We start from the raw sequence: 13,911 nt of genomic DNA, 5'->3' as shown, positions 1-13,911 counted from the left end.
TCAGCCCGGCGAGCGCGGCCGCGACGTGATTCACTACGCCCATCATTCTTCTCCATTCGACAATTGTTCTTGAGATGCGTCCCGACGGCGCGCGCCGAACCCGGCCGCGCGCGACACATGCGACACAGGGCCCCGACGCGTCACAAAACGCGCGCTCTCTTTGCTTGTTCGAAGTTTGGATTTGGCCGAAGAACTAGCCGCGGGCCGGGGGCCCGGTTGACCAAGGCGAGTTCTGATCGGCGGGGCTCGAGCGGGCGGCCCGCCGTTCGGGATGGCAGCCCGGTCGCCCGTCGCAAAATGGGACTTCGAATGCGCGCCACCGGGCGAGGATTGGCTTTTGCAGGTCGAACGCCTCGTCGCTCGACGAGGAGGGAGGGCAGCAGTATTTCAGAAGGCAAAGCGTGGGCGCATGCTGGCGATTCTGATCATCAGAACTGCAGCTTCGCGAGAGCGAAACAAGCGTTTCCCCGCCAATCCTGCCGCAATCCGAGAACGTCGCCTGGCGAAGCCCGCCAAGGCTGACGCTCGTCAGAATGAGCCAAAAAAAGAGAAGCTTGACGGCGGGCCGCATCGCCTTCCTCGCGACAGTCGAGGATTCTCTTCTAATCGACTGAGCGTCACGGTATCGTAACCAAATTCCAATTGCTGCAAAACCGAAGCCTATATTAAATTACCGTTGCAGAACGGCAACACTGAACGCGTATCTGGCGCTCGACCATCGCTGACGGAGCGCAGTGACGGAGGTTGAACACGAAGCGGAATAACTCTCGTTGAGGATATTGATCGTCGAAGACCAGACGGAGCTCGCTGAGCATTTGTCTAACAGGCTCGCAGCGTCGGGGTACGCGGTCGACGTCGTGGGCACGCTTGACGACGCTGTCGAGGCGATCAGACAATTCGACTACCCGCTCGTCGTCTTGGACCGGAGGCTCCCTGACGGCGACGGATTGGCCGCTCTGCCGACGATACGTCAACTGAGGCCTGCTGCGCGCGTCCTGCTCGTTACGGCGATGCGCTCCATTGACGACAGGGTGAATGGCCTCGACGCCGGCGCGGACGATTATCTCACGAAGCCTTTTGACGACAGCGAACTGATGGCGAGGATCAGGGCGGTGCTGCGTCGGCCAAAGGCCGCGCCGACGCCTGATGTCGTTCTTGGCAACCTCGTCTTCGATTTCAATCGGCAATGTGCGTCTGTATCCGGACGACCTCTTAACTTGCCGAAGCGCGAGGCGCTTCTCCTGGAGGCGCTCGTGCGCTGCGCCGGACGCGCGGCAAAGCACGAAGCGCTGATCTCGGAAATCTACGGTCCGAACGAGGGCGTTCAGCCGGATTCGCTCAAAATGGCGATTTCACGGCTCAGGCAGCATTTGAAGGACCACGACGCCGGCGTCGAGATTCACACATTGCGCGGCATCGGCTATCTCATCGACGAACTTCGAAATTGATATTGATTGGCGCAATTGCTGTGGCGAACGAGACGTACGAACAGACAGACCAGATCGCGGATGGCGTAGCAGATGACGGGCGACACAGCTTGATGACGGTTGAGGAGGAGACTCGCGCGATTCCAGCGGTCGCAAAATGCTAGGATTCCGTCGCTCCCTTCTTTCGCGTCTTCTCCTCAGCTGGGCGTTTTTCTCCTTGATTGTATTCTTCACGTTGCCGGCGACCGTGGAAATTCCGCTGGCGGCGTTCGGAATCGGAGGAGCCCGGGGGATCATGGCCGAGGCGCCGGACCGGGCAAGCAGCATCAATTTTGGGCTGGAGGGGCTGACGGTTCGACGCGCCCGCAAAATCCTGCTCGCCTCGATCAAGAAGGACGCGGCAGGTGCTCTTCATATCGAAGACACGCCAGCGATGAAGAATTATCGTCGATTAAATCCCGAGTTCCGGTTCGCTGTTTTTTATCCTGAGACCGGCGTCTTTCTTCCGGGGTCGTCACGCGAACTTGCTGACTATTTCAAGGACCAGACCAAGCAAATTCATATCATCGGCTCGATGTTTCATATTTTGAACGATCCGAACACGCGATCTCGCGGATACGCGCGAGTAGCGGATACGCGTTTCGGGCTGCTCGGAACGATTGTCTACGGCGCTCAGTTCCATTGGTATGACATCGCCTATCAGGTCTATGCAAATTTTACGTTCATAAACATCATTTCTTATCTCCCGCTCTTGGTCGTTCTGAGCGTCGTCGCGCTGATTGTCATGAAGAATGGCTTACGACCGCTGCGATCCGCCGCCTCGATGGTTGCGGAAATTGATCTCGATACAATTTCTCGGTCCATTTCTCTCGATCATTTGCCCAGGGAGGTGGTGCCATTCGTTGAAGCGGTGAACGGGGCCTTTAAGAGAGTGACCGATGGAATCGCGCGTGAGCGGCGATTCATCGCCAATTCCGCGCATGAACTCCGAACGCCTATCGCGATATTGCGTTCGCGAATCGAGAGGATGGAGCCCGGCGAACTGAAGCGGGAGATCAAACGGGATACACAGCGCATTCAAACCATTTTGGAGCAACTTTTGGTGCTTGCTCAGATCGAAGCGCGCGGCAATAATTTTGCGCTTCAGACGATTAATCTTTCTGAACTTACAAGAAACGTCGCCGCTGATTATTCGCCGATTGCTCTTGATTCCGGTAAATGCCTCGAATTTGTTTGCCCGGATGAGCCTGTGTTTGCCGAAGGCATCCGATGGGCAATGGAAAGCGTCACGACCAACCTGATCGAAAACGGCGTCCGCGCGGAGCCGACCGGAGGAGCGGTGATTGTCAGGTTGAGTCAGGATGCTGCGATTGAGGTCGTCGATCATGGCGAGGGCGTCTCGATCGCGGATCGAGAACGGATATTCGAACCTTTTTGGCGAAAGTCGGAGAGTACGCCAGGCACAGGCCTTGGGCTGGCGATCACGAAGGAGTTGACGACGAAACTCGGCGGCTCGATCGAGCTGTTGGAGACGCCGGGTGGCGGCGCGACATTCAAGGTCACATTCAAACAATCTGAGAACGATCCCAAAAGTTTTGATTTATGAACAAGCGAACGAAAAATGACGTCAGGTTCGAAGAACCTGCTGCTGAAACGGGTCACAAGGCTGAGGCCGAAGATTTCTGCGCTGGGCGGCGTCGGATCGTTTGTCGCGCGGTCAAGGAGCGCGGCTCCTGCGACAATGCAGAAGAGCCATGACCGGGCGTTCGGGCGCAGCGCCGTTTGTTCAGACTCTTAGAGCTCGGCCTTGCCGCCGATCTCGATTCGCTCAGTCGGCGCCAGCTTGAACTGGACAGCGAAACCGAACAGGCGGGAACTGCTCACGGAGGGGAAAAACTGTCGATGATCGAAAAGTTATTTGGGGGGAATGGTGGTAGCGGAGGGGCGCTACCCCCCCGACTGAATCCATCGGCCTTTTCGATCGAGATGGCCTTTTCGACTAAACGAGCGATGGGTGAACCACCTCAGTCGCAGTAGCGGACATACGGCTTACGAAAGGACGCTAGTGCTGGAATAACGCCTCGCCGCCATTGCAGCTTTGAACGGCAAACTGCGTCGCGCCCACTCCTTCGATTACCGGCCCCAAATCGCCGTTCTTTACGGAGGCGGTGGCGCAGGGAGTTCGGCGGTCTGCGCGCGATCAGATCAAGCGGCTGAAAGAGCTTGAGGCGGAGAGCGTTCGGCTTCGCAAAGCGGTTTCGGATCTGACGCTTGATATGATGATCTTGGCCGAGGCGGAGCGGGGAAATTTCTAGGCCCTTTGTAACCGAAAACAAGACGCCCGCGCTGACCAGTCAGCGCGGACGCCTACTGGTCCGCCTGGGTGTAATCACGTACGACGGTGTGTGCGCGCTCTGCCTATTTCCCCTCCACGAGGCTAACGAGATCGAAGTGGCGGTTCACGCCGGCATGGATCAGGTTGCCGTTGAAGCGCGTCGAGCTTGATGCGCCATAGGCGTAAAAGCCGTTCGGCTGCGTCGCAATGGCGGAAGCGGTCGCGTTGCCGAGATCGTAACGAAGATAATCGATCTTGACGCTCCAATTCGGCATGAATGTCCATTCGCCGCCGCCGCCCGCCGTCCAGCCGATGAGTGCGTCAAAGTAAACGGGATTGACGAATGTCTGGTTCGTCCCAGCGATGGCCCTGGTAAAAATTGCTGTGTTCGAGGTCACGCCGCCATAGGCCATGCCGCCTGTTCCGTAAACCGCGAGCGTTGGCGTGACGAGATAGCCAAGGCGGCCGCGGATTGTGCCGAGATAATTTAGCGTGGCGTTGCGCTGCGTATACGTGACAAAACTATTGCCGCCTCCTTGCGCTATTGTGGTCTGCCATTTGCCGTCGGTGTTTCCCGAAGCGCCATGTAGATCTGCTTCCGCGCCGGCCAGGAAGCTCCCGGCGAACTTCCAATTGACGCCGATCTGAACGCCGCCGATGAAGCCCGCGAGACGATTGGACCTGTCCATTGGGGTCACACTCGCGGCGACCGCCGGACTCGCCGCGGCGGCGCCGACGGGCCAAGCCAGAATATTCGAGGTCGGACTGGACCAGGCGCCGCCGCCGTTCAAGCCGACATAGACGTCCGTCCAGCTGGGTGGCCACTCTTGGCTGGCATCGGGCGCCGTAAGAGCGAATAACTCGGAGGCCGGATTCCTTTTGATCGGCGTTCCGTCACCGAAGGCGTTGGCCGTTACTTCGATATAGAAAAAGTTGGAGGGACGCGCGGTTAGACCGTTCGTGGTGGTCGTCTGCCCGGGGAAAGACTGAGGGAAGAAAGGCTGCTGCGCGACCGTAGCCGCGAAGCTCGACGTAAATCCTCCCGGCCAAAACCGCGAATAGCTGATGCTCCAATTGATGAATTGGCTCAGCTTATGCTGGATGCGTATGTCGAATTCCGTGCCAAGGAAATCGCCTCTGTTGCCGAGCGGCGCGAATAAATTCGCGCGGTCCCAGGCGGCGGCGGTGCTCGCCAGCCAATAGGCGCTGAATGCGGTATCGACCTTAACATTCTTGAGCGGCTCAAACTCCAATCGCCCCTTGAGATTCTTGGTGTTATTCCAGGCGAAATAATCATCACGCGAGAATGGCTGATTGAAGCCATAAAAAATATCGAAGGTCTGGTTAGCGCTATCGAAGGGGCTTTTGTTGCCGGAGCCATATGCATAGACCGTGCTGATACGCGGTTTCGATGGATGGTCGGAGAAGGTGTAGCCTAGTTCGATGGCGTAGGCGATGGCGTCGTGTTGGACGGTCGTTTGAATCGCATTGCGGCGCGCGCCAAGATCGCGGAATTCGCCGACTTCGCCGAACTGCTTGTTGATGTCGAAATCATAATCGAAGTCGCCGAGCACCCCGTAGCCACGCAGGCCGGGAGCATAGGTGTCTCTGTGAACCCTCAACGCATTCGAAGTGTTGAGGACGTCCGCATATTGCTTGCGGCCCAGGAAATAAGGTTGGATCGTCGCATATTCGGACCAGCGCCGTATGCTGAGTACCCCGCCGTAAATCCAATTGCCCCATTCCGGTCGGTCCCATTGATAGGGCAAGCGCACGACCGGCCGCATAAGAAAAGCGTCGACATCCCAGTCGTTTTCTTTTTTTCCCAATTTTATGCGGAATCCTTCAAAATTATTCGTCGTGTTGCGAAACTGGTTGTTGCCGATCAGCCGCCGGTCGAGCAGCTCAAGATGAAAGCGGCCGGCGCGCAAAATAAGAGGTCGATTGTTCCCCAAATCGTCTTTACCAAGCGCGTCCTTGAAATAGAGTTCGGCATAGGCCTGGATCAGTTCGGTCTGATTGATATCCTGTCCCTGCAGCTGATAGAGGCTGTTAAAGGCGCGCGCATCTTCATATTCAATTGCGAAACGTAACGGGTCGAGCGCCTCCTTGACGCCGAAATAGGCGCGCGTGCGCGACAGCCATAATGAGTCCGGAAAATACCTACGTTGCGACGTCGGCGGATTGACGGTGGTGTTAGTCCAGGGGCGATAATCATTCTGCCGGGATTCGAAGCGGACTCGGTGATCGAGGCCGATATCAAGCCAGTCTATTCCCTCGAATTCCTTATACGTCTTGCCCAGCGTACGAACATATGCGGGCAGGTCGGGCGCAGGATCGAGCCGATAGCCGCGAGTTTTGACATAATAGCTCTTTTTCTCCGCCGGGACCGCGGATGTGGGACCTACCGCCGCCTTCGGATCTGACTTCGTTTTCAGGGTGCTCCTGTGCCGCGCGTGTTCCGCGCCGACCGACTGTTGCGTCACTTCTTCAGCGCGTGACAATTCCTGGGCGAAGGCAATGAGCATCGCTGCGACTGCAGCGCCGAGCTTCAATTTCTGCTGTGACATTTGAACTCTTCAACTCCTCTGCCAACTGTCTGCATTGACGCCGCGGGAGCCATTGAATCGGAGTCTATCTATAATGTGAGGTCGAGCTTAACCGTTGCAGCGATGTCACAGTCGATCATGTTGAACAGGATTGAAGGTTGGGATCTAACGGCGTTCCGCGAGTTGTGTCGCGTTATTTCTGCAGCGCAAAGAACAGTCGCGGGTAACCGAGAAGGACCTTGCCATTGGGCTGCCGTGGATAGGCTTGGGTCAGCCTCTCTCTGTAGCGCGCCAAAAATTCTATGCGCTCATTTCCGTCGAGTAGATCGAGAAATGGGCGAAGGCCCGATCCTTCGAACCATTCGACGACCCCGTCAGGGCCGTCGAGGGGATGAACATAGACTGTCTGCCAAATGTCGATCGTGCTGCAGAGCGGCGCGAGCAGATTGTAATATTCCTCGAGCGGGCCGAGCACCATGATCGACTTAGCGACCGGCAACAGCCGAGACGCCCACGGCCCGTCCGCCGCGACCATGCGCATCGCCGCGTGTGAAACCTCATGCGTATTGTTCGGCATCTGGACGGCGAGCCGCCCGCCGGGCCGAAGATAGCTGAGCAGCCTTGTCATCAGGCTGCGATGGTCAGGCAGAAAATGCAGCGCCGCATTGGCGAAGATGAGATCGGCGTGCTCCGAGGGACGCCAATGCGCAATGTCCTCTTTGATGAAGGTCGCTGTTGGCGTACGTGCACGAGCGACCGCCAGCATGTTGTCGGATTTATCGAGCCCAACGATTTCGGCCTCCGGAAAGCTCATGGCGAGAAGCTGCGTGCTGTTGCCAGGTCCGCATCCGAGATCGAAAACACGATGCGTGTCGCAATAGGGCACGCGCGCCAGCAAATCGCGAGCGGCGCGCGTGCGCTCCGCTTCAAATTTCAGATAGAGCGACGAATTCCAGTCGTTCGTCGCGCCACCCTCTTCGATCCTTTCGGCAAGAACAGGACTCAAATTCCGTCTCCGGCGTTGACATAATCGCCGTTCTCGTCCGCCGGAAAGATCCGCGCTTTCGTGAATGAAAGCGGCACGCGTCCGCCGAGAGCCGCCGAACGTTCGAGCGGCGAATCGATTTCGAGGGTCTGGTCATAGCCGTCAATGGCGATGGTGGCGCGAACGCCGGCAGGCGTGCGTCGCAGGCTTTCGACGCGGCCTTCGAGGTCGCCGGCTCCGTTAGCCGCGACCGCGATATCCGCCGGGCGGAAGAAGACCCTCGCCGGTCCGCTGCGCAAGCCATGGGTGTCGATGTGCAATTCGCGGCCGCCGAATTTGACGTGGCCGTCGGCGATGGTGACCGGCAACGCGACCGCTTCACCGACGAAGGAAATGACGAAAGGCGAAGCTGGCCGGTCGTAAAGCTCTTCAGGCGTGCCGATCTGCTCGATACGGCCTTCGTTGAGAACGACGACCCGATCAGCGAGCTCCATGGCCTCGTCCTGATCATGCGTGACGAAGACCGTCGTCAAAGCCGTCTGCTTATGGATGTCGCGCAGCCAGCGGCGCAAATCCTTGCGCACGCGCGCATCGAGCGCGCCAAAGGGTTCGTCCAGAAGCAGCACGCGCGGCTCGATCGCCAGCGCCCGCGCGAGCGCCACGCGTTGACGCTGGCCGCCAGAAAGCTGCGCTGGATAACGGCCGCCAAGCCCGTCGAGTTGAACGAATTGCAAGAGTTCCGCGACGCGCGCCTTGATCGCCGGCCGAGACGGACGCGTGCGTCTGGAGCGCACTCTCAGACCATAGCCGATATTGTCGGCGACGGTCATATGTTTGAAAAGCGCATAGTTCTGAAAAACCATCCCGACATGACGATCCTGCACCGGGAGATTGGTCGCGTTCTCGCCGTCGAAGAGGACGCGCCCTCGGTCGGGAGAATTGAGGCCGGCGATCACCCGCAGCAGCGTGGTCTTGCCTGAGCCTGAAGGCCCCAGTAGGGCGACAAGTTCTCCTGGTTGAATATCGAGGCTGACGTCGCGCAGCACCGGAAAGGCGTCGAAGTCCTGCTCGACTCCTTCAATACGGATGGCGGCGCCGCGCTTACGCGTTTTAGTGTCGTCGTGCGCGTCCGGAGCGTTCGTCAGCGTGACGCCATTCGAGGAAGGTCTTGAACCCGAGCGTGATGAGCGCCAACCCTGCAAGAAGAACTGCGAGAGCGAACGCGGCGACATTGTTGTATTCATTGTAAAGTATCTCCACCTGAAGCGGAATTGTGTTGGTCAGGCCGCGGATGTGGCCCGATACGACGGAAACGGCGCCGAACTCTCCCATGGCGCGGGCGTTACAGAGCAGCACGCCATAGAGCAGTCCCAACTTGATGTTGGGCAGCGTCACCGTGAGGAAAGTCTTGAAGCCGGAGGCACCCAGCGTGAGCGCCGCCTCCTCCTCGACCCTGCCCTGCTCCTGCATCAACGGAATCAGTTCACGCGCAACGAAAGGAAAGGTGACGAACATCGTCGCGAGAACGATGCCCGGAACGGCGAAGATAATCCGCACGCCATGTTCGGCGAGCCAGGGACCGAAAAGGCCCTGACCGCCGAAAACGAGCACATAGACGAGGCCCGCGACGACAGGCGACACCGAGAAAGGAAGATCGATCAGCGTGACAAGAATGCTTTTCCCGGGGAACGAAAACTTGGCGATCGACCACGACGCCGCGAGCCCAAACACGAGATTGGCCGGCACCGCGAGCGCGGCGACCAGAAGCGTCAAACGGATGGCGGCGAATGCATCTGGATCACGGAACGCTGCGAGAAACGGTTCAAGACCCCTGCTAAGGGCTTCGACGAAGACGATTGCGAGCGGCGCCAAAAGGAAGAGAGCTAAGAACAGCACCGCCGTCGCAATGAGCGCATAGCGCGCAAGCGGCGGATCCTCGGTGACCGGCCGGTATTTGGCGCGGCGACGTGCAACGGGAATCACCGCGAACTCAGACATGGCCGAACCTCCGGCGACTCCACGCCTGGATCAGATTGATAAGCAGCAGCGCGGCGAAGGAGACCGCCAGCATGATCGTCGCGACGCCGGTTGCGCCCGCGACATCATATTGTTCAAGCTTCTCAACGATGATCAGCGGCGCGATCTCTGAGACGTAAGCGATATTTCCCGCGATGAAGATCACCGAGCCGTATTCGCCGATAGCGCGGGCGAAGGCGAGCGCGAAGCCGGTCAACAACGCCGGCGTCAAGGGCGGCAACATCACATGGATCACCGTTTGCATCCGGCGCGCGCCAAGTGTGGCGGAGGCTTCCTCCAATTCGACTTCGAGCTCGGAAATAATCGGCTGCACAGTGCGCACCACGAAGGGCAGGCCAATGAAGACGAGCGCGACTAAAATGCCCCAACGGGTGAAGGCGATCTTGATGTCAAAGTCGGCAAGCGACGCGCCAAACCAACCGTTAGGAGAATAAAGCGCAGCAAGCGAAATGCCTGCGACTGCAGTCGGCAGCGCAAAGGGCAGATCAACGAACGCGTCGAGCAGTCGGCGGCCCGGAAAATCATATCGCGTGAGCGTCCAGGCCACGATGAGCCCGAAGAAAAGATCGACGACCGCGGCGGCGAAGGAGATGAAGAACGTGGTGCGCAAAGCCGCTGCGACGCGTGGCTCAGAGGCGATGGCGTAGAGACCGGAAAGTCCGAGCTCCGACGACCACCAGATAAGCGTGGCGAGCGGAGACAAGACGATCAGGCCGAGATAGACCAGCGTGTAGCCAAAGGTCAGGCCGAAGCCAGGAATGACGCTCGGCGCCGTGAAGCGCCGAGCGTTTTTGCTGACAAGGCTCGGGGAGGTCACCTTGTCATCTCTTGTTTCTGAATCTCGTCGAAGATGCCGCCGTCGGCGAAATGCTTCTTCTGCGCCGCCGCCCAGCCGCCGAAGGTTTTGTCGACGGTGATGAATTCGATCTTGGCGAATTTCTTCACGTCTTCCTTCGCTGCATATTCCGGATGAACGGGGCGATAGAAATTGCGAGCGATGACCGCCTGCGCTGGCGGCGAATAGAGGAAATCGAGATAGGCTTCGGCGAGTTGTCTGTTGCCTTTCGCGTCGGCGTTGGCGTCAACGACGGCGACCGGCGGCTCCGCCAGAATCGATTGCTTCGGCGTGACAATCTCAAACTTGTCGCTCCCGAACTCCTTAAGCGCAAGGAAGGCTTCGTTCTCCCACGCGAGGAGAACGTCGCCGATGCCGCGCCGAGCGAAGGTGATCGTCGAGCCTCGTGCGCCAGTGTCCATCACCGGCGCGTTCTTGTAGATCGCTTTGACGAAGACTTTTGTCTTCGCTTCGTCGCCATCGAATTTTTTCAGCCCGTAGCCCCAGGCGGCGAGATAATTCCAGCGGGCGCCGCCGGACGTCTTGGGATTGGGCGTAATCACCGCGACGCCGGGTTTCGCCAGATCGTCCCAATCCTTGATGGCTTTCGGATTGCCCTTGCGGACGAGAAACACGATCGTCGAGGTATAGGGCGAAGAGTTATGGGGCCGGCGCTTTTGCCAGTCGACAGCAATCTTGCCGCTCTTGCGGGCGATTGCGTCAATGTCGGCGGCAAGCGCCAGCGTCACGACGTCCGCATCCAGCCCCTCAATCACCGCGCGCGCCTGCGCCCCGGACCCGCCGTGCGACGCCTGAATTTCGATCGTTTCGCCGGTCTTGGCTTTCCAATCCGCCGCGAACGCCGGATTGATCGCTTTGTAGAGTTCACGCGTGGGGTCATAAGAAACATTCAAGAACGTCTGACCCGCTTGAGAATGCGCGCTCGCCAGCAATAGGAGCGCGAGCAAGCCGCCGAAAATCGCTACTCCAACACGCTTTTCTCCAACTCCTTGCCTCTTCATATCAACTTCCTCTCTATAAAATCTATAATATAGATAGACTAAATATTCTAAATAGGCAAGCGGAAAAACACCAAGATGGCAAGGCTTTTTTTAATGAGTCAGGGAAGCGGGTGTGAACGTAAAAGCCGAGCCTTACCCGAGAGGTTAGGCAACCGCGGGAGCCAAGAAGAACGCAGCCGTGAGCGGGTTGAACTGGCTCGACGCCGGAAAGTTGGCCGCGCGCTGGCTATGACGGGACCAAGCGAAAGCGCTGCTCCAAGCTCCATAGCGGTTGATGCTCCGGGACATTGTCTGGCCCTGCATGTGACGCCGGCGAATGTCGATGACCGCGCCGAGGTCGGCAAGCTAGCCGCCGTGCAGAAGGCGACGGGCGAGAGCGGCGAACTAATCTATGTCGATCAGGGCTATACGGGCGACAACGTCGCCGAGGCGGCCAAAGCGCAGGGCGCCGAGCTTTGCGTCCTCCAAAAGCCATGCCTCACGGAGGACCATTTTCCAGGGGGCCAGACCACTTTTGGCTTCCTATACTGAAAACATTCTTATCATGAAGAAAAGATTGTTTCCGCTTAAGCAGCGGCGCGTGAATTTGAATCCGTAAAAAGCCCTTCAATTTCAGTATCGAGCATAAGAAGGCGCCATGGTCAGGCGCTTGGCGCCTTCATTGCTGCTTCTCCAAAAAAAGACAATGGAGGTGCGCCTATGTCGCCTTTGATGCTGCGCCTGATCGAGCGGGCGCGGCTGCCGGTCGTTGACGACCTGTGTCTCGACGATTTTCTTGTCGGCGCATCGAAAGCGCGCGTCCAAGTTCTCCTGTTCTTTTCCGGCGATGGCCAGAACCGGCTCGAGACTGGCGATGTCGCGGTGGTGCTGCCGGAGCTGCTTTCGCATTTCTTTCCCCGCCTGCGCGGCGCGGTGATCGCGCCTGACGCCGAAGAAGGACTGCGTGCACGGCTTCACGCCTATGTCTCGCCAAGCCTCGTCGTCATGCGCGGGCGCGAGCCGGTCGGCGTCCTGCCGAAAATCTGGGACTGGGCTGATTACATCGCGAAGATCGAGGGTTTTCTCGACCCTTCCGCGCCAGCGCTTGCGGGACCGAAAAGGCCCCAAGTAGAGATTTCTTTCAGCGGCGGAGCCTGAGCCATGAAGGCAGGATTTTGGGTGGCGCCGGAAGGCGCGGAAGAGGCGATGACGGTCATGCCGATCGGACCCGACGACGCCCTTTCCACTGGGACGGGGCTTCGTCCCGGCAAGCTCGCGAATAGGGAATCCGAAGATCTCATCCGTCGTTGCGCCGGCGTTGGAGACCTGCTTCTCGACTTGGCGGACGCTCTCGCCCGTCAGAAGGCCGAAGAGCAGGGCCGACTCTTCGACATCACCGACCGCACCCGGGATGAGCGCGAGCTCCTCGACCAAGCGCTCGGCGCGGGCGAGGTGAGCGGGGTCGTTGCGCTGCCGGACGGCGTCACGGCGCAAATCGCGGAATCGACGATGGCCGGCCTCTGGCGCGTGCGCTTCAGCGGCGCCGACGATCGGCCGATCGGCGATTATCTCGAGATCGGCGCCATTCCCGAGGTCGTGAAGCGCGCGGCGATCGTCAATGCGCGCGATGTTTCATTTGGCGAAGCGCCGGAAGGCGCGATGAACGTCATGCCGCTGCTTGCGGAAATCCGCGCCCGCGTCGGCGCGTTTGCGCCGGGAGACAAAACGCACACCATCAATTTTTTGCTTTTTCCGATGACGCCGGAGGATATGGGCTTTCTACAGGCCTCGCTCGGAGAAGGCCCTGTGGGGCTTCTGTCGCGCGGCTATGGCAAATGCCGCGTTCATGCGACGGCGACGCGCCACGTCTGGTCCGTGCAATATTTCAACGCCATGGACGAGATCGTCCTCGATACGCTGGAAATCGGCGACGTGCCTGTCGTCGCTTTGGCGGCGACCGAGGATTTCCGCGATTCGAGCGAACGGCTTCGCGAGATCTACGAGGCCTATTTCCAATGAGCTTCGAGAATTTCGACGCGTCGCGCGACGCCGGCGCAAATGCCAAAATGGAATGCGGCGTATGCTGGCATGTCTATGATCCCGCGCTTGGCGACGACGTCTGGCAGATTCCGCCCGGCACATCCTTCGGCGCATTGCCCGCCGATTGGCGCTGTCCCAACTGCGACGCGCCGCAAGCGAAATTCATGAGGCTCGCCGATGAGCGCGACGACTGATCCCGTTCGCGACGCGGCGGCCGTCCTTGCGGGGGCGCGGCTCGCCGACCATTTCAGGCGTGTCCATGAGACGATGCGCGATCTGCCGATCTGCAATCCGCGCCTTGATATTGCGGCGATCGGCTTCCGCTCCTATGGCGAGCACGCGCTTGGCGTCATACTCACGCCCTGGTTCATGAATCTCATGATCTGTGCGGCCGGCTCCGATGAACTCGCGCCACGACCTGTCGGGGAAACCGCCTATTGGCCGTTGCCCGCTGGGCGCGTCGGCTTCATAGTCGGACGCCTCGACGGGTTCGGCCGGGTCGACAGCTGCTCGCTCTTTTCACCGATGGACGACTTTGTCGATGACGCGGCCGCTCACGCGGTCGCGGTCGCCGCGCTCGACGAATTGTTCGATTCCGCGCCGGAGGATGCGCGCGACGCCGCGGCGAGGAAGTCCCCCACGATGGATCGGCGTTCGCTCCTCTTCGGCGCGAAGCGCGGCTTGGCGAATATCGCGTCATGA

12 protein-coding genes and 2 pseudogenes are annotated in these 13,911 nt (G+C 59.2%); 8 read left to right on the top strand and 6 right to left on the bottom strand.

Translation table 11 applies throughout. The features are described 5' to 3' along the window. Positions 1–770: 770 nt before the first annotated feature. The 3 genes and pseudogenes from AB7F41_RS13000 to AB7F41_RS12990 all read left to right on the top strand — a co-directional run. Entirely contained in the window at positions 771–1,448 is a 678-nt protein-coding gene (locus AB7F41_RS13000) for a response regulator transcription factor (protein WP_428406606.1), read from the top strand. Positions 1,449–1,644: 196 nt separating this feature from the next. After that, positions 1,645–3,033: a sensor histidine kinase gene (locus tag AB7F41_RS12995; RefSeq protein ID WP_428406605.1), complete on the top strand. Its 1,389-nt coding sequence runs from the start codon at positions 1,645–1,647 to the stop codon at positions 3,031–3,033. 560 nt (positions 3,034–3,593) lie between these two features. Next, a pseudogene (locus tag AB7F41_RS12990) lies at positions 3,594–3,733 on the top strand (IS3 family transposase); the annotation flags it as partial. A gap of 112 nt (positions 3,734–3,845) precedes the next feature. Here AB7F41_RS12990 and AB7F41_RS12985 read toward each other — a convergent pair. The 6 genes from AB7F41_RS12985 to AB7F41_RS12960 all read right to left on the bottom strand — a co-directional run bounded on the left by AB7F41_RS12985 (position 3,846) and on the right by AB7F41_RS12960 (position 11,190). Further along, positions 3,846–6,332, bottom strand: coding sequence for an alginate export family protein (locus tag AB7F41_RS12985; protein ID WP_428406604.1), 2,487 nt, complete (start codon positions 6,330–6,332; stop codon positions 3,846–3,848). A 172-nt stretch (positions 6,333–6,504) separates the two neighbouring features. Continuing rightward, positions 6,505–7,317 carry a trans-aconitate 2-methyltransferase gene (tam, locus tag AB7F41_RS12980; RefSeq protein ID WP_428384711.1) on the bottom strand — a complete coding sequence of 271 codons (813 nt, stop codon included), beginning with the start codon at positions 7,315–7,317 and terminating at the stop codon, positions 6,505–6,507. Further along, positions 7,314–8,498 carry a sulfate/molybdate ABC transporter ATP-binding protein gene (locus AB7F41_RS12975; protein WP_428384774.1) on the bottom strand — a complete coding sequence of 395 codons (1,185 nt, stop codon included), beginning with the start codon at positions 8,496–8,498 and terminating at the stop codon, positions 7,314–7,316. The genes tam and AB7F41_RS12975 overlap by 4 nt, the downstream gene beginning before the upstream one ends. Next, a complete protein-coding gene (cysW, locus tag AB7F41_RS12970) occupies positions 8,407–9,294 on the bottom strand; it encodes a sulfate ABC transporter permease subunit CysW (protein ID WP_428384713.1) in 888 nt (295 codons plus the stop codon). The genes AB7F41_RS12975 and cysW overlap by 92 nt, the downstream gene beginning before the upstream one ends. After that, a complete protein-coding gene (gene cysT / locus AB7F41_RS12965) occupies positions 9,287–10,150 on the bottom strand; it encodes a sulfate ABC transporter permease subunit CysT (protein WP_428384715.1) in 864 nt (287 codons plus the stop codon). Before cysT ends, cysW begins: the two co-directional genes overlap by 8 nt. Continuing rightward, positions 10,147–11,190 (bottom strand): sulfate ABC transporter substrate-binding protein, encoded by a 1,044-nt coding sequence (locus tag AB7F41_RS12960; protein ID WP_428384717.1) that lies wholly within the window; start codon positions 11,188–11,190, stop codon positions 10,147–10,149. Before AB7F41_RS12960 ends, cysT begins: the two co-directional genes overlap by 4 nt. 200 nt (positions 11,191–11,390) lie before the next feature. Between AB7F41_RS12960 and AB7F41_RS12955 the strand changes: the two are divergent. From AB7F41_RS12955 to hybE, 5 genes and pseudogenes are all read left to right on the top strand, one after another. Continuing rightward, positions 11,391–11,664, top strand: a pseudogene (locus AB7F41_RS12955) (transposase); the annotation flags it as partial. A 225-nt stretch (positions 11,665–11,889) separates the two neighbouring features. Further along, the gene (locus tag AB7F41_RS12950) at positions 11,890–12,327 is read left to right on the top strand and encodes a hydrogenase accessory protein (RefSeq protein WP_428384719.1); all 438 of its coding nucleotides are present in this window, start codon (positions 11,890–11,892) and stop codon (positions 12,325–12,327) included. Positions 12,328–12,330: 3 nt separating this feature from the next. Next, positions 12,331–13,188 carry a hydrogenase expression/formation C-terminal domain-containing protein gene (locus AB7F41_RS12945; protein WP_428384721.1) on the top strand — a complete coding sequence of 286 codons (858 nt, stop codon included), beginning with the start codon at positions 12,331–12,333 and terminating at the stop codon, positions 13,186–13,188. Next, positions 13,185–13,403, top strand: a complete 219-nt coding sequence (locus AB7F41_RS12940) for a rubredoxin (RefSeq protein WP_428384723.1) — start codon at positions 13,185–13,187, stop codon at positions 13,401–13,403. The genes AB7F41_RS12945 and AB7F41_RS12940 overlap by 4 nt, the downstream gene beginning before the upstream one ends. After that, a complete protein-coding gene (gene hybE, locus AB7F41_RS12935) occupies positions 13,387–13,911 on the top strand; it encodes a [NiFe]-hydrogenase assembly chaperone HybE (protein ID WP_428384724.1) in 525 nt (174 codons plus the stop codon). Before AB7F41_RS12940 ends, hybE begins: the two co-directional genes overlap by 17 nt.

This window comes from Methylocystis sp. (genome assembly GCF_050251305.1).
Lineage (GTDB): Bacteria > Pseudomonadota > Alphaproteobacteria > Rhizobiales > Beijerinckiaceae > Methylocystis.
This window is presented reverse-complemented; position numbering and strand designations above follow the sequence as displayed.